This window comes from Prauserella cavernicola, from assembly GCF_016595675.1.
GTDB classification, from domain to species: domain Bacteria; phylum Actinomycetota; class Actinomycetes; order Mycobacteriales; family Pseudonocardiaceae; genus Prauserella_A; species Prauserella_A cavernicola.
The window spans coordinates 99615-113715 of the sequence record NZ_JAENJH010000005.1; the positions used below are offsets into that span (position 1 = coordinate 99615).

15 protein-coding genes are annotated in these 14101 nt (G+C 70.8%); 8 read left to right on the top strand and 7 right to left on the bottom strand.

Annotated features, from left to right (window positions below; translation table 11 throughout):
* Positions 1–13: 13 nt before the first annotated feature.
* Positions 14–1567 (bottom strand): SLC13 family permease, encoded by a 1554-nt coding sequence (locus JHE00_RS20855; RefSeq protein ID WP_200320672.1) that lies wholly within the window; start codon positions 1565–1567, stop codon positions 14–16.
* 115 nt (positions 1568–1682) lie between these two features.
* Between JHE00_RS20855 and JHE00_RS20860 the strand changes: the two genes are divergently transcribed.
* On the top strand, positions 1683–2477 hold the full coding sequence (locus JHE00_RS20860; RefSeq protein WP_200320675.1) for an IclR family transcriptional regulator: 795 nt from the start codon (positions 1683–1685) through the stop codon (positions 2475–2477).
* Here the strand turns inward: JHE00_RS20860 and alc are convergent.
* Together alc and allB are read right to left on the bottom strand one after the other, a co-directional pair.
* Positions 2474–3472, bottom strand: a complete 999-nt coding sequence (alc, locus tag JHE00_RS20865) for an allantoicase (protein WP_200320677.1) — start codon at positions 3470–3472, stop codon at positions 2474–2476. The two genes, JHE00_RS20860 and alc, sit on opposite strands and share 4 nt — an antisense overlap.
* Positions 3469–4797, bottom strand: a complete 1329-nt coding sequence (gene allB / locus JHE00_RS20870; RefSeq protein ID WP_200320679.1) for an allantoinase AllB — start codon at positions 4795–4797, stop codon at positions 3469–3471. The genes alc and allB overlap by 4 nt, the downstream gene beginning before the upstream one ends.
* Before the next feature lie 94 nt (positions 4798–4891).
* Between allB and JHE00_RS20875 the strand changes: the two genes are divergently transcribed.
* Entirely contained in the window at positions 4892–5482 is a 591-nt protein-coding gene (locus JHE00_RS20875; protein ID WP_200320681.1) for a helix-turn-helix domain-containing protein, read from the top strand.
* A gap of 70 nt (positions 5483–5552) precedes the next feature.
* On the opposite strand, the gene gcl is transcribed toward JHE00_RS20875, so the two are convergent.
* Genes gcl through JHE00_RS20890 form a run of 3 tightly spaced genes read right to left on the bottom strand, consistent with a single transcriptional unit; the run spans position 5553 to position 8961 of the window.
* Positions 5553–7253 carry a glyoxylate carboligase gene (gene gcl / locus JHE00_RS20880; protein ID WP_200320683.1) on the bottom strand — a complete coding sequence of 567 codons (1701 nt, stop codon included), beginning with the start codon at positions 7251–7253 and terminating at the stop codon, positions 5553–5555.
* An 11-nt stretch (positions 7254–7264) separates the two neighbouring features.
* On the bottom strand, positions 7265–8140 hold the full coding sequence (locus tag JHE00_RS20885) for a 2-hydroxy-3-oxopropionate reductase (RefSeq protein WP_200320685.1): 876 nt from the start codon (positions 8138–8140) through the stop codon (positions 7265–7267).
* Positions 8137–8961: a hydroxypyruvate isomerase family protein gene (locus JHE00_RS20890; RefSeq protein WP_200320687.1), complete on the bottom strand. Its 825-nt coding sequence runs from the start codon at positions 8959–8961 to the stop codon at positions 8137–8139. The genes JHE00_RS20885 and JHE00_RS20890 overlap by 4 nt, the downstream gene beginning before the upstream one ends.
* Before the next feature lie 112 nt (positions 8962–9073).
* Between JHE00_RS20890 and JHE00_RS20895 the strand changes: the two genes are divergently transcribed.
* Genes JHE00_RS20895 through JHE00_RS20915 form a run of 5 tightly spaced genes read left to right on the top strand, consistent with a single transcriptional unit; the run spans position 9074 to position 12631 of the window.
* On the top strand, positions 9074–9544 hold the full coding sequence (locus JHE00_RS20895; RefSeq protein WP_200320690.1) for a helix-turn-helix domain-containing protein: 471 nt from the start codon (positions 9074–9076) through the stop codon (positions 9542–9544).
* A gap of 53 nt (positions 9545–9597) precedes the next feature.
* Positions 9598–10071 carry a 2-oxo-4-hydroxy-4-carboxy-5-ureidoimidazoline decarboxylase gene (uraD, locus tag JHE00_RS20900; protein ID WP_200320692.1) on the top strand — a complete coding sequence of 158 codons (474 nt, stop codon included), beginning with the start codon at positions 9598–9600 and terminating at the stop codon, positions 10069–10071.
* Positions 10068–10388: a hydroxyisourate hydrolase gene (gene uraH / locus JHE00_RS20905; protein ID WP_200320694.1), complete on the top strand. Its 321-nt coding sequence runs from the start codon at positions 10068–10070 to the stop codon at positions 10386–10388. The genes uraD and uraH overlap by 4 nt, the downstream gene beginning before the upstream one ends.
* 4 nt (positions 10389–10392) lie before the next feature.
* A complete protein-coding gene (gene pucL / locus JHE00_RS20910; RefSeq protein ID WP_200320696.1) occupies positions 10393–11307 on the top strand; it encodes a factor-independent urate hydroxylase in 915 nt (304 codons plus the stop codon).
* Positions 11308–11317: 10 nt separating this feature from the next.
* Complete coding sequence (locus JHE00_RS20915; protein WP_200320698.1) at positions 11318–12631, top strand: nucleobase:cation symporter-2 family protein; 1314 nt, start codon at positions 11318–11320, stop codon at positions 12629–12631.
* Here JHE00_RS20915 and JHE00_RS20920 read toward each other — a convergent pair.
* A complete protein-coding gene (locus JHE00_RS20920) occupies positions 12612–13469 on the bottom strand; it encodes an alpha/beta fold hydrolase (RefSeq protein ID WP_200320700.1) in 858 nt (285 codons plus the stop codon). The two genes, JHE00_RS20915 and JHE00_RS20920, sit on opposite strands and share 20 nt — an antisense overlap.
* Before the next feature lie 58 nt (positions 13470–13527).
* Between JHE00_RS20920 and JHE00_RS20925 the strand changes: the two genes are divergently transcribed.
* Complete coding sequence (locus JHE00_RS20925; RefSeq protein WP_443678459.1) at positions 13528–14100, top strand: TetR/AcrR family transcriptional regulator; 573 nt, start codon at positions 13528–13530, stop codon at positions 14098–14100.
* The last annotated feature ends 1 nt before the right edge of the window (position 14101 follow it).

Sequence of the window (14101 nt, forward strand, 5' to 3'; positions counted from 1 at the left end):
CTGGTGTGCCGGATCAGATGCCGACGAGCTGGGACATCAGGAGCACGCCCGTGACCAGGACGGCCACTCCCAGCACGTCGAAGACGAGCCCGCTGCGCAGCATCCTGGTCATCGGGACCATCCCCGAGCCGTAGACGATCGCGTTGGGCGGGGTGGAGACGGGCAGCATGAAGCCGTAGCCCGCGGCGGCGGTCGCGACCAGACCGGGGATGAGCGGGTTGACGCCGACGGCCACGGCGATCGGGACCACGATCGGCACGACGATGCCCGCGCTGGCGGTGTTGCTCGTGGTCTCGGAGATGATCAGCCCGGCGACGGCGGCGAGAATGGTGATCGCCGTGAGCGACGAGACACCGAACTGCTCGGCGAGCCCGCTGCCGAGCGTGTCGGCCAGGCCGGTCTCCGACGACAGCGAGCCGATCACGGTGCCCGCACCGAAGAGCAGGATCACGCCCCAGTCGATCTTCACGGCCTCGGCCCAGCTGAGCGTGGCCTCGCGCCTGCCGGTGCTGCCTGCCTGGCGGCGCAGCGGGAGCAGGAACAACGCCGTGGCGGCGAAGATCGCGGCGACGCCCTCGGTGACGTGCTCGTGCAGCCAGGTGACCGTGCCGTGGTTCTCGCCGAGGACCAGGCTCGCGATGCCCGGCGTCGTCCACAGTAGAACCGCGAGTGCGAACGCCACGCACGTGTTGGCCTCACCGCGGGAGAACCGGCCGAGTTCGGCGCGCTGCGCGGCGATGTAGGACCCCGCACCGTCGAGCCTGCTGACCTCGGGCTTGTTGAGCCGCAGCAGCACCAGGCACAGCACCACGAACATGACGAGCACGATCGGCGCGAACAGCAGCACCCACTCGACGAAGTTGATCGTCTCGCCGGTCTGCTCCTCCACGAGGTCGCGGCCGATGAGCTGGTGCGGAGCGCCGATGGGAGTGAGCAGGCCGCCGATCGAGGCGCTGTAGGCGATCATCAGCATCAGCGCGGTCGACCAGCGCGAGTACCGCAGGTCCTTGCCGCCCTCCTCGGTGCTGATGGTGCTGACGGCGCTCACGATGCCGATGCCGATCGGGAAGAGCATCGCGACGGTGGCGGTGTTGGAGATGAACGCCGAGATCAGCATGCCCATCGCGCCGAAGGCGATCACGGTGCGCGCGGGCGAGCGGACGATCGAGCCGACCGACAGCACGCGCAGCGCGATGCGCCGGTCGAGGCCGTGCACCGTCATCGAGCGGGCGATCACGAACCCGCCGAGGAACGTGAAGATCGTGTCGTTGCCGAACGCGCCGAACACCGTGTCCTCGTCGGCGACGCCCAGGAACACGCACAGCACGATCGCGAGAATCGCGGTGACGGCGAGCGGAATCGCCTCGCTGACCCACCACACCACCACCAGCGCGAGCACGGCGGCGAGCGCGCGTTGCGGCCAGGGCAGCCCGCCCGTCAGCAGCAGTACGAGCCCGAACAGCACGGGGCCGAGCGCGAGCCCGACGCGCCCCCTGATCACGTCGAAGCGTTCCTGGCGGTCGGCCGTCGTCGTGGCGGCCGCGTCGTTGCGGTCCTGCGTCGTCATACACCCTCCGGTGTGCCCACATTGCGATACTGCGTTTCGTATCACGGGCACACTAGGGCGATGATCGAGTGCGGCGCAAGGGTGGGCCGCAAGCCGGGTCGTTAGGCTGAGCGATGTGAGCGCAGGGGACGACAAGGACGACGCCGCAGGTGGGCGCGCTTCCGGCGTGCAGTCGATCGACCGCGCCGTGGCGATCCTGACGGCGTTCTCGCGTGCCAGGCCCGTGGTCGGCATCAGCGAGCTGGCCAAGCACACCGGGCTGACGCGCGGCACGACGCACCGGCTGGTGAGTGCGCTCGCGGCGCACGGCATGCTCGCCCAGGTCCCGTCGTCGACGGCCTACTCGCTCGGCCCGAGGCTGCTCGGCCTGTCCGAGGCGGCCCGCGACCAGCTCTCACTCGACGTGCAGGCCCGGCCCGTGATGACGTGGCTGCGCGATCAGACCGGCGAGACGGTAGGACTGCACATTCTCGACTCGCTGCCGAGCCGCAGGACGATCGCGCAGGTCGAGTCCCTGCAGGCACTGCGCCGGACCTACACCGACCTCGGCGCCGCGAAGCCGCCACACCAGGGCGCGCCGGGCAAGCTGCTGCTGGCGCACGCGGCCGAGGACACGGTCACCGGGGTCGTCGCCGAACTGGAGCGCACCGACCCCGGCGCCGCCCGGTGGCTGAAGGGCGAGCTGGACCAGGTGCGCCGCGACGGCCACGCGATCTCGCTCGAGGAACGCGTGCGCGGAGTCGTCGCCGTGGCGGTGCCGGTGTGGGACCACACGGGCGTCGTGGCCGCGGCGCTCAGCGTGTCGATCCCCGCGGTGCGCGCGGGCCGCGGGGAACTCGTGGCGATGGTGCCGACGATGCGGGAGGCGGCCGGGACGCTGTCGTCACGCCTCGGCCACCTGCCCGGTTAGGACTCCTCGAAGCGCCGCACCAACTCGGCATGGCCCTGATCGGACAGGCCGCCGAACAGCCGCAGCCGCGCCAGGCCCCCGTCGGGATGGATGTCGAGACGCACGTACGTCGCCTCCGACCGGTTCTCCACGGCGACGCGGTGCCGGGTGTCGGGCTGCAGCCGCGTTCTCGGCACCAGCTCGAACCACTCCTGCCCGTCGGTGGAGCCGGACAGCTCGACCCAGCCGGGCGCGTTGCCCTTCAGGTTGCTGGTGTCGAACTCGGCGAAGCGCACCGTGCCCGCGCCTGCGAGGCGGATCACCGCCCAGTCGTTGCCGCCATCGCGCCTGCGCGCGGTCTCCCAGCCCTCGGCCTGGTTGGCGGCGAGCCCGGGAGCCAGCATGTTGCCGGGCGAGGAGTAGAACTCGTCGCTGCAGCCGGTGCACACGGCGCCGTTCTCGAGCGCCGCGAGGTCGAGCGCGTCGCGGTCCAGCAGCCGCGGGTCGGGCACCACCTCGCCGTGCACGCGCAGCCTGGCCACACCACCGTCGGGGTGCATGGTGAGCCGCGCGTGGGTGTAGCGCCTCGCGGAGCCGACGATGAAGAAGTTCTCGGCGTCGCCCGTCACCGGCTGGCGGTCCACGAGGACGTCCCAGTCCCGTGTGGACAGCTCGGCCACGTCCGGATAGCCGTCCACGGCCACGGCCTCCACCGTGACGAAGGGCGGGTAGTTGCCCTTGAAGAACGCCGTGTCCACCACCACGCCGGTGACCGTGCCGCCCGCGCCGAGCCGCAGGACCGCCACGTCGTCACCGGGTTCGCGATGCCTGCGGGTCTCCCAGCCGTCGTAGAGCTGCCCCTTGGGCCCGAACGTCTCGGGCTGGTGGCGGGGCCGCCACGGGTTGACGAGGTTCTCCTTCTCGGCGAACAGCTCGTCGCTCGCCCACATGACGGTGCCCCCGAGACGCCGGGAGGCCAGGTCGGTCAGCTGTGTCCACTCCGGACGGTCGGTCACCGCTCTCCTCTCGTCAGCAGGCGCCCGTGAGGCGCCGCACCCGTCACCCGCTCGCCGCGCAGCCAGGTGCCGCGCACGACGCCCGCCAAGGGCCGCTCGTGGTAGGCGCTCACGGCGTTGCGGTGCTTGAGCTTCGCGGCGTCGACGACGAACGCGTCGTCGGGCGCGAAGACGCAGAAGTCGGCGTCGTAGCCCTCCGCGAGCTGGCCCTTTCCGGGCAGGCCGGCCTGCGCGGCCGGCGCGTGCGCCATCCAGCGCACGACGTCGGTGAGCGCGAAGCCGCGCTGCCGGGCACCGGTCCACACGGCGGGCAGGCCCACCTGCAGGCCGGCGATGCCGCCCCACGCCTGCCCGAAGTCGCCGCTGTCGAAGCGTTTCAGCTCGGGCGTGCACGGCGAGTGGTCGCTGACGACGCAGTCGAGCACCCCGTCTGCGAGGCCCCGCCACAGCGCCTCCCGGTTGGCGGCCTCGCGGATGGGCGGGCAGCACTTGAACTGCGTGGCGCCGTCGCGGATCTCCTCGGCCGTGAAGCTCAGGTAGTGCGGGCACGTCTCGGCGGTCACCGCCACGCCGTCGCGCCGGGCCCCGGCGATCAGCGGCAGCGCCCGCGCCGAGGCGAGGTGCAGGATGTGCACGCGGGCACCCGTTCTCCGGGCGAGGTCGAGCACCCCGGCGATGGCCGCGTGCTCGGCCTCGGGCGGGCGCGAGGCGAGGAAGTCGGCGTAGCGAGGGCCGTGTGGCGCGGGTGCGCCGTCGATGGTGCCCGCGTCCTCGGCGTGCACGATGAGCAGTCCGTCGAACTCCCGCAGCGCGTGCATCGCCGTCGCGAGCCCGTCGGCGTCGAGCGGCGGGAACTCGTCGACGCCGGAGTGCAGCAGGAAGCTCTTGAACCCGGACACCCCCGCGTCGTGCAGCGGGCGCAGCTCGGCGGCGTTGCCGGGCACGGCGCCGCCCCAGAAAGCGACGTCGACGTGGACGCGACCGCGTGCGGCCGCGCGCTTGACCTCCAGCGCGGCCACGTCGACGGTCGGCGGCAGGCTGTTGAGCGGCATGTCGACGATCGTGGTGACGCCGCCCGCCGCCGCGGCGAGCGTGGCCGTCTCGAAGCCTTCCCACTCGCTGCGGCCGGGGTCGTTGACGTGCACGTGGCTGTCGACGAGACCGGGCAGCAGCACCTCGTCGGTGCCCAGCTCCACCAGCTCGGCGCCGGTGAGCCCGGAGTCGTAGGGCGCGACGGCGGCGATGCGCCCGTCGCGCACGCCGACGGTGCACGCCACCTCGCCCTCGGCGGTGATCGCCCTGGGCGCCCGCAACACCAGCTCCATGACACTCGAGCGTAGCGAGTGTGAAGCCATAACTGAACACCCGTGAAGATGTCACTTCAAATAACGTCGGGCCCGGGCTCGTAGACTGACGCGCATGCTCCCCGGTGCGCCTCCCGACGACGAGGAACTCGGAGCCCGCATCAGGGCACTGCGAACCCAGCGGGGGATGTCGCTGCGCGCGCTCGCGGGCGAGCTCGGCATCAGCCCGAGCGCGTTGTCGCAGCTGGAGCGCGGCAAGATGCGGCCCTCGGTCACGCGGCTGTTCCAGATCGTGTCGATCCTCGAGGTGCCGCTGTCGGCCGCGTTCGGCGAAGAGGCTCCCGAACCGGTCGAGCAACCCCTCGACGCCGACGAGGTGGTGGTCTCGCGAGCAGGCGAGGTTCCGGCGATCTCGCTGGGCCACGGAGTGGAGTACCGCAGGCTCACGGCCGTGCCGATCCCCGGCGTGGAGATCTACGAGTCGACTTACCCGCCGGGGTCGAGCTCCAGCCAGGACGCGGAGTTCCTGCGGCACAACGGACACGAGCTCGGCAGTGTGCTCAGCGGCACGCTCACCGTCGACCTCGGCTTCGAACGGCACGAGCTGGGCCCTGGCGACTCGATCCGCTTCCCCTCGGCGAAACCACACCGAATCCGCAACACGGGCGACCTCCCCGCGGTAGCGGTGTGGGTGAACCTTCCGTAACTGCGGTGAAGGGCACCTTTACTGCGTTCAACGCAGTAAAGGTGCCCTTCACCGCAATCGGGGCGCCACCTCAGGGGGTGGGTTCGAACTCCTTGACGTTGTTCAGTGCCGTGCCCATGGCGGCGTTGGCCTCGCGCTCGATCATGATCTCCACCAGCACGGGACGGCTGGTGCGCTCGGCCTCCTTGCGCGCCCACTCCAGCGAACCGCGGATCTCGGAGGGATCCACCACGCGCGTGCCGGAGCAGCCGTAGGCCTCCATGATCTTCACGTTGTCCGTGCCGTAGTCGTCGTAGTGCAGATCCACCTGGTAGTTCATGTCGTAGCCGAGTTCGGCCTGCCGGATGAGCCCCAGGTACTCGTTGTTGAGCATGATCAGCACGAACGGCACGTCGTACTGCGCCGCCACGGCCAGCTCCTCCACGAGGAACTGGAACGAGTAGTCGCCGACCACGCCCACCACCTCGGCGCCGGGACGCGCCCTCTTCACCCCGATCGCGGCCGGGATCTCCCAGCCGAGCGGGCCCGCCTGCCCGCACACCTGGTAGTGCCGCGGCTGGTGCACGCGCTGGAACTGGCCGGACCAGATCTGGTACAGCCCGATCGCGGTGACGAAGTAGGTGTCCTCGCCGTAGAAGTCGTTGATCTCTTTGAACACCCTGGGCGCCTTGATCGGCACGGCGTCGAAGTCCTCGCGCCGGGGCAGTTCGCGTTTGAGCTCGGCGATGCGGTTGACCCACACCGGCACCCTCGGGTCGATCGGCGCCGACCTGGTGTCGGCGGCCGACAGCAGCGCCTCGAGAAACGCCCTGCTGTCGGCCACCACCCCCAGATCGGGGCCGAACACCTTGCCGAGCTGCGTCGGCTCGATGTCGACGTGGATGAACGTGCGCTCGCCGCGGTAGACGTCGAGCGCCCCGGTGTGCCGGTCGCCGAAGCGCGCACCCACCGCCAGCACCAGGTCCGATTCGAGGAACGCCGCGTTGGCCCAGCGCTGCGAGGTCTGGATTCCCGCCATGCCCGCGAAGAGCGGGTGGTCCTCGGGAAAACTGCCCTTGCCCATGAGCGTCACGCCCACGGGCACGCCGAGCCGCTCCGCGACGGCACGCAGTTGTTCGCTCGCCTCTCCGAGCAGTACGCCGCCGCCGGCGAGGATCAGCGGCCGCTCGGCGGCGAGCAGCAGGTCCAGCGCCCGCTCGACGCGCGCGGGCGAGGGCTGAGGGGACACCACGGGAAACGGCGCGTCGATGGCGGCATCCCACTCGATCTCCTGCTTCTGCACGTCCAGCGGCAGGTCGATGAGCACCGGCCCCGGCCTGCCCGAGCGTGCGATGCGGAACGCCTCGCGGAAGATCCACGGCGCCTGCGCGGCCTCCTTGATCTGCACCGCCCACTTCGTCACCGGCTTGGCGATCTCCACGATGTCGACCGCCTGGAACGCCTCCTGGTGCAGCTTCGACGTCACGGCCTGCCCGGTGATGCACAGGATCGGGATCGAGTCGGCCTGCGCGGTGTAGAGCCCGGTGATCATGTTGGTGCCGGCGGGACCGGAGGTGCCGATGGCGACACCGACGTTGCCGGTGGTGCGCGCCCAGCCGTCGGCCATGTGCGTGGCGCCTTCCTCGTGCCGCACCACGAGGTGGTCGATGCCGCTGCCCTGCATCGCGGCGTAGAGCGGGAGGATCGCCGCTCCGGGACAGCCGAACGCGGTGTCGACACCCTCGGAGAGCAGCACGTCGACGACGGCCTCCATGACGGGGACTCGGGACATGACAGGCTCCTTCACGCTCGGCCGGAGAGCTGCTCGGTGACCTTCAGCAGCGCGGAGTGATCGAGGGACCCGTGCCCCATCGCCCTGGCGGAGGCGATGAGCTGGGCGACGAGCCCGGTCATGGGCAGCGAGACCTCGGCCTGCCTGGCGGCGGCGATGGCGATGCTCATGTCCTTGTGGTGCAGGTCGATGCGGAAGCCGGGCTCGAACCGGCGCTGCACCATCGACTCACGCTTGAGGTCGAGGATGCGGTTGGCGGCCAGCCCGCCCGCGAGGACGTCGAGCCCCGTGCCCGCGTCGACGCCGGAACCCTCCATCAGCACGATGGCCTCGCTGACCAGTGCGTAGATTCCGCCCACCACCAGCTGATTGGCGGCTTTGACCACCTGCCCGGCGCCGTGGGGGCCGACGTGCACGATGGTCTTGCCGAGCGCCTCGAACAGCGGCAGCACGACCTCGAAGTCGGCCTGCTCGCCGCCGACCATGATGGACAGTGCGGCCTGCTTGGCCCCCGCCTCGCCGCCGGAGACCGGGGCGTCGAGCACCCGGATTCCCTTCTCCTGCGCGGCTTTCGCGACCTCGAGGGAGGTCTCGGGGCGGATCGTGCTCATGTCGGCGAGCAGCGTGCCCGGCTTGGCCGACTCCAGCACCCCGCCCTGCCCCAGCACCACGTGCTCCACCTGCGGGTGGTTGGGCAGCATGGTGATCACGACCTCGGCGCCCTCCACGGCGTCGGCCACCGACGACGCGGCCCTGCCACCCGAGGCGGTGAGCTTGTCCAGCGACTCCGGCACCACGTCGTAGCCGCTCACGGTGTGACCCGCGGCCACGAGGTGCGCGGCCATCGGCGTTCCCATGATGCCCAGTCCGACGAATCCGACGTTCATGCTGCCCTCCGTTGCGGCGGTAACCAGGAAAGAGACGACTCGCTGTCGGCGGTCGGCTTGTACTCGAGGCCGACGAAACCCCGGTAGCCGGCCGCTTCGAGCGCGGCGAGGTGACGGTCGAGGTCGAGCTCGCCACTGCCGGGCTCGCCGCGGCCCGGTACGTCGGCGATCTGCACGTGCCCGATGCGGCCGGTGTGCTCGGCGATCACGGCGTCGAGGTCGTCGCCGTTCGCGGCCAGGTGATAGAGATCGGCCAGCAGGGTCAGGTTCGGCCTGCCCACCTTGTCGAGCACGGCCAGCGCGTCGGCCGCGGTGAGCAGCGGATACTTCGGCGCGCCCGACAGCGGCTCCAGCACCACGGTGCCGCCGACACTGTCCGCCGCCGAGGCCAGCGAGTCCAGTGTGGACAGGGCGAGCTCGTCCTGCTCGGCGGGCTCGACCCCGTCGAGCCGGTTGCCGTAGAGCGCGTTGAACGTGCGGCAACCGAGCCGTTCGGCGATGCCCAGCGCCACGTCGACGCTGTCGCGGAACTCCGATTCCCTGCCCACCCAGGACACCAGGCCCCGGTCTCCGCCCGGCATGTCGCCCGCGAAGAAGTTGAGGCCGACGAGCGACACGCCCGCCTCGTCGACGGCCGAGACGAACGCGTCGACCTCGGAGTCGGCGGGGACGGCGACTCCGAACGGCCACCAGAACTCGATGGCGGTGAACCCGGCCGCGCGCGCGGCCGCGGGCCGCCTGAGCAGCGGCAGTTCGGTGTAGAGCATCGACAGGTTGAGGCTGTAGCGCAGGCCGTGCCGTGCGCCGGATTGTTCGGCCATGGGACCACGCTTTCTCAGTACTTCCGTATTGCGGAATTAAGTTTTCGTACTACGACAGTAGCGAGGCGATCCTGGCCTCGTCAACGGTCGGGCCGGGAGATACGTTGCAGGCGTGGAGCTGGAAGCCGAGTTCACGAGCGAGCCCTTCCGGGGCGAGAGCGAGCCGCCCGCGCACGCCGTCGAGGCCATGCGAGCCGCGGGCCACGCGGGCCTGAGCACCGAGTTCGGCCCCCTCGGCACCACGGCGAAGGGCGACGCCGACGCGCTGCTCGACGCGCTGCCCGCGATCGTCCGCGCGGCACTCGACGGAGGCGCGACGCGACTGACCCTGCGCATCCAGCAGCCCGGCGACAACGCGGGCGCGTCGTCCGAACCGGGCAGCGTGCTCGACCGGATGGTGGCCGAGGTCGAGGCGGAGCTCGGCTCGGCGCTGGCCGAGTTGGACCGCGCGGGCAAGCAGCGCGCGGTGCGGCTACTGGAGGAACGCGGAGCTTTTCAGCTCAGGAAATCGGTGGCCACCGTGGCGGAATCACTGGGCGTCACGCGCTTCACCGTCTACAACTACCTCAACCGCGAACACTGATCCATTTCAACAAATTGTTGACTCGCGGCTCCGGTCGGCTTAGCTTTTGCGGGATGAGCGAACTCCGTCTCACCGAGTTCAACTCCGCCGATCCCGACCGGCTCCGTCCACTACTGACCGACTGCCTCGCCGTGCCGAGGTGGGCCGAGCACGTCCTCTCCGGACGGCCCTACGCGGGCCGCGACGAGCTGCTCGCCGCGACGTCGCTGACGCTGCGGCCCGACGAGATCCACGCCGCGATGGCGGCACATCCGCGCATCGGCGAGAAACCGGCGAGCGGAACCTCCCGCACCGAACAGTCCGGTGTGGACGATGAGGCCGCGCGGCGGTTCCGTGCCGCCAACGCGGAGTACGAACGACGCTTCGGGCACGTGTACCTGGTGTGCGCGAGCGGGCGCACCGGCGACGAGCTGCTGGCGATCCTGCGGCAGCGGCTCGGCAACGACCCGGAGACCGAACTGGCGATCGCGGGCGAGGAGCTGGTCGAGATCGCCCGGCTGCGACTGGACAAGGCGGTGACTCGATGAGCCTGGTGACCACACACGTGCTCGACAACGCGCGCGGCAGGCCCGCGACGGGAATCCCGGTGCGACTGGAGTCGGCGAGCGACGGGGCCACCCTCGCCTCGGGCCGCACCGACGACGACGGCCGCGTGCGCGAGCTCGGCCCCGAGACCCTGCCCGCCGGCGTGTACCGGCTCGTCTTCGACACCGGCGCCTACCTCGGCCCCGAGGGGTTCTTCCCCGAGATCACCGTGGCCTTCCGCATCACCGACCCGCACGCGCACCACCACGTTCCCGTCCTGCTCAGCCCGTTCGCCTACTCCACCTACCGAGGGAGCTGATCGCGTGGCCACCACACTGGGCCCCAACCAGTACGGCAAGGCAGAGGTCCGGCTCGTCACGGTCGAGCGCGAGGGCCCGGTGCACCACCTCAGGGACCTCACGATCTCCACCGCGCTGCGCGGCCACCTGGAGGCGACCCACCTCACCGGCGACAACGCCGACGTCGTGGCCACCGACACCCAGAAGAACACCGCCTTCGCCTTCGCCAAACAGCAGCCGGTCGGCCAGATCGAGGACTTCGCGCTGCGGCTCGGCAGGCACTTCGTCGGCGAGTTCGGCCAGATCACCGGGGCGCGCGTGCTGATCTCCGAGCACGGCTGGAACCGCATCGACGTCGGCGGCGCACCGCACGACCACGCGTTCTCGCACGGGGGCGGCGAGCAACGCTCGACGGCGGTGACCATCCGCGGCGAGCGCGCCTGGGTCGTGTCGGGCCTGACCGGGCTGGTGGTGCTCAAATCCACCGGCTCGGAGTTCCACGGTTTCCCCCGCGACCGCTACACCACACTCGCCGAGACCGACGACCGCATCCTCGCCACCGCGGTCACCGCGTGCTGGCGCTACCGCACGACCGAACTCGACTGGGCGGCCTCGTTCGCCGACATCCGCCGCCTGCTGCTGGAAACCTTCGCCACCAAGCACTCGCTCTCGTTGCAGCAGAGCCTCTACGCGATGGGCGAGGCCGTGCTCGACGCGCACGACGAGGTGGCCGAGGTGCGGCTGTCGCTGCCCAACAAGCACCACTTCCTGGTGGACCTCGCTCCGTTCGGGCTCACCAACGACAACGAGGTCTTCTACGCGGCCGACCGGCCCTACGGCCTGATCGAGGGCACGGTGCGCAGAACAGAGGAGAGTCCCGAGGAGTTCGCCGACGCCGACGCCGCGGGGCTCTCGTGGCACCCGCTGCCCGCTTTCTAGGAGGCCCCGCATGCATCCCGTCGACCGGAAACCCCCGCTGCCGCAACTGATCGCGGGCGGTCTGCAGCACGTCGCCGCGATGTACGCCGGGGTGGTCGCGCCCCCGTTCATCATCGGTTCGGCCGTCGGCCTCTCCCCCGGCCAGCTGTCGCTGTTGATCAGCGCGAGCCTGTTCACCGCGGGCCTGGCGACGCTGCTGCAGACACTGGGTGTGTGGCGGTTCGGCGCCCGGCTGCCGCTCGTCAACGGCGTCACGTTCGCGGCCGTGGCGCCGATCCTCGCGATCGTGGGCCAGCATGGGCAGGACGACGCGCTCGGTGTCGTCTACGGCGCGACGCTCATCGGCGGGGCGCTCGTGGTGCTCGCAGCGCCGTTCTTCTCGCGGCTCACCCGCTTCTTCCCGCCGCTGGTGACCGGCACCGTCATCACGCTCATCGGCGTGTCGCTGCTGCCGGTGGCGGTCGGCTGGATCGCGAACAGTGAGGACACGGCGAGCGGGTCGGGTCTGCTGCTCGCCGGTGTCACGCTGGTGGCGGTGCTCGCGTTCAACCGGTTCCTCTCGGGGTTCTGGAGCCGCGTCGCACTGCTGCTCGGGCTCGCGGCGGGCACGCTGCTCGCGTGGCCGCTCGGCCAGGTCGACACGTCGACACTCACCGAGGCGCCCGCGTTCGGCATCACCACGCCGTTCCACTTCGGAGCGCCGCAGTTCGAGGTCGCCGCGATCATCTCGATGGCGATCGTGATGCTCGTGGTGATGGCCGAGAGCACGGCGGACATGCTCGCGCTCGGCGAGGTCGTCGACCGGCCGACGAGCGAGCGGACGCTGGCCGACGGCCTGCGCGCCGACGGCTTCGCCACGGCGCTGGCCACCGTGTTCGGCGGTTTCGCGTGCACGGCGTTCGCACAGAACGTCGGCCTGGTGGCGCTCACCAGGATGGTGAGCCGCTACGTGGTGGCCGCCAGCGGCGCGATCCTCGTGCTGCTCGGCCTGTTCCCGGTCACCGGCGGCATCGTCGCGCTGGTGCCACAGCCCGTGCTCGGCGGCGCCGGACTGGTGCTGTTCGGCAGCGTCGCGGTCGCCGGGGTGCGCACGCTCGCCAAGGCGTCGTTCGAGCGGCCCGCCAACATCACGATCGTCGCCGCGGCGCTCGGCATCGGCCTGATCCCCATCGCAGTCCCGGAGTTCTACGCGCAGTTCCCCGCCGCCGTGCAGACGGTGCTCGGCTCGGGCATCAGCGCGGGCTGCATCGCCGCGGTGGTACTGAACCTGCTCTTCGGCGACCGGGCGACGCGGGCGCGCGAGGTCAGCCGCGAGCCCGCGTGACGGGAGTGTCCACGATGAACGAGCGGAGCTCGCGCGCCAGCACACCCGGCTGGTCCTCGGGGATCAGCGTGTAGCTGTCGTCCACCTCTACCAGCCGGGAGTCAGGGAACAGCTCGGCCAGGCGCGGGCCGTGCTCGCGGGGCATCAGCTTGTCCTCGGTCGCCCACACGATGAGCACCGGCTTGGTGAACGAGCGCATCCGCTCGGCCCAGTCGAGCAGCGTGCGCTTGGGCGGCGTCGAAGCACCGTAGCGGGCGAGGTCTCTCCGGATCGCCCGCTGTGTACGCCCCGGCGTGAACCAGCCGTCCAGCACCTCGGGCGGCACCGGGCGTTTCGACATCCAGCCCCACGCGCCCGGCGCCCGTTGCACGAACCGGAACCGCAGCAACGACATCAGCACCTTGAGCCCGCCCGGGATCTTGGCGGTGAGCACCAACATGCGCCCCGGCAGGCCGGGCGGGTAGTTGTCGAACGCCTCGCACGAGGTGAGCACCACGCGGGCGAGGCGCTCCGTGCGACCCTCGCTGAGCAGGATCTGCCCGCCGCCCCAGTCGTTGAGCACGAGCGTCACGTCGTGCAGGTCGAGGCGTTCGAGGAACTCCCCCACCAGCAGCCCGAGTCCGCGCAGGCTGAGGTCGGCGTCGGGCTTCATCGGCGTGCGGTGACTGCCCAGCGGCCAGGTCGGCAGAACGCACCGGTAGTCCTCGCCCAGTTCGGCGACCACGTGCCGCCAGACCGTGGAGTCGATGGTGACGCCGTGCAGGAACACCAGCACGGGGCCGGAGCCTGCGGTGTCGGTGTACTCGATCGGCCCGGCGGAAAGTTCGATCTCGGACATCTTCACCCCCGAAATTTGATAGATCGCTCTAGCGGGAGCGTAGCGTAGGATCGGCTTCGTGGCGAGCACGAAGGAACGGATCATGCAGGCGAGCGCGGAGCTCTTCCGGCGCAACGGCTACACGGGCACGGGGCTCAAACAGATCACCACCGAGGCCCAGGCGCCCTTCGGCTCGCTCTACCACTTCTTCCCCGGCGGCAAGGAACAGCTCGGCGACGAGGTGATCCGCTCCTCCGGGATGCTCTACACCCAGCTCTTCGACATTTACCTCACGCCCGCGCCGGATCTGGTCAGCGGCATCGAGTCGACGTTCGCCGGCGCGGGCGAGACGCTCGTGGAGACCGGTTACGCCGACGCGTGCCCCATCGCCACCGTCGCGCTGGAGGTGGCGAGCACCAACGAGCGGCTGCGCGAGGCCACGGCCGACGTGTTCACCGCGTGGATCGACAAGGGCACCGAAACCTTCGCCCGCTTCGGGCTGTCGGCCGAGGACGCACGCGCGCTCACCATCGCGGTCGTCACGAGCCTCGAGGGCGCCTTCGTGCTGTGCCGCTCGTTGCGCAGCACCGAACCGATGGCGGCCGCGAGCGCGACCGTCGTGGCACGGGCCCGCGAGCTCCAGGCGGGCTGAG

Bases quoted from the DNA above. Each gene is read 5' to 3' on its own strand.
- JHE00_RS20855 (WP_200320672.1), bottom strand. From the start codon at position 1,567: ATGACGACGCAGGACCGCAACGACGCGGCCGCCACGACGACGGCCGAC.
- allB (WP_200320679.1), bottom strand. From the start codon at position 4,797: ATGGAGCTGGTGTTGCGGGCGCCCAGGGCGATCACCGCCGAGGGCGAG.
- JHE00_RS20875 (WP_200320681.1), top strand. From the start codon at position 4,892: ATGCTCCCCGGTGCGCCTCCCGACGACGAGGAACTCGGAGCCCGCATC.
- gcl (WP_200320683.1), bottom strand. From the start codon at position 7,253: ATGTCCCGAGTCCCCGTCATGGAGGCCGTCGTCGACGTGCTGCTCTCC.
- JHE00_RS20885 (WP_200320685.1), bottom strand. From the start codon at position 8,140: ATGAACGTCGGATTCGTCGGACTGGGCATCATGGGAACGCCGATGGCC.
- JHE00_RS20890 (WP_200320687.1), bottom strand. From the start codon at position 8,961: ATGGCCGAACAATCCGGCGCACGGCACGGCCTGCGCTACAGCCTCAAC.
- uraD (WP_200320692.1), top strand. From the start codon at position 9,598: ATGAGCGAACTCCGTCTCACCGAGTTCAACTCCGCCGATCCCGACCGG.
- uraH (WP_200320694.1), top strand. From the start codon at position 10,068: ATGAGCCTGGTGACCACACACGTGCTCGACAACGCGCGCGGCAGGCCC.
- JHE00_RS20915 (WP_200320698.1), top strand. From the start codon at position 11,318: ATGCATCCCGTCGACCGGAAACCCCCGCTGCCGCAACTGATCGCGGGC.
- JHE00_RS20920 (WP_200320700.1), bottom strand. From the start codon at position 13,469: ATGTCCGAGATCGAACTTTCCGCCGGGCCGATCGAGTACACCGACACC.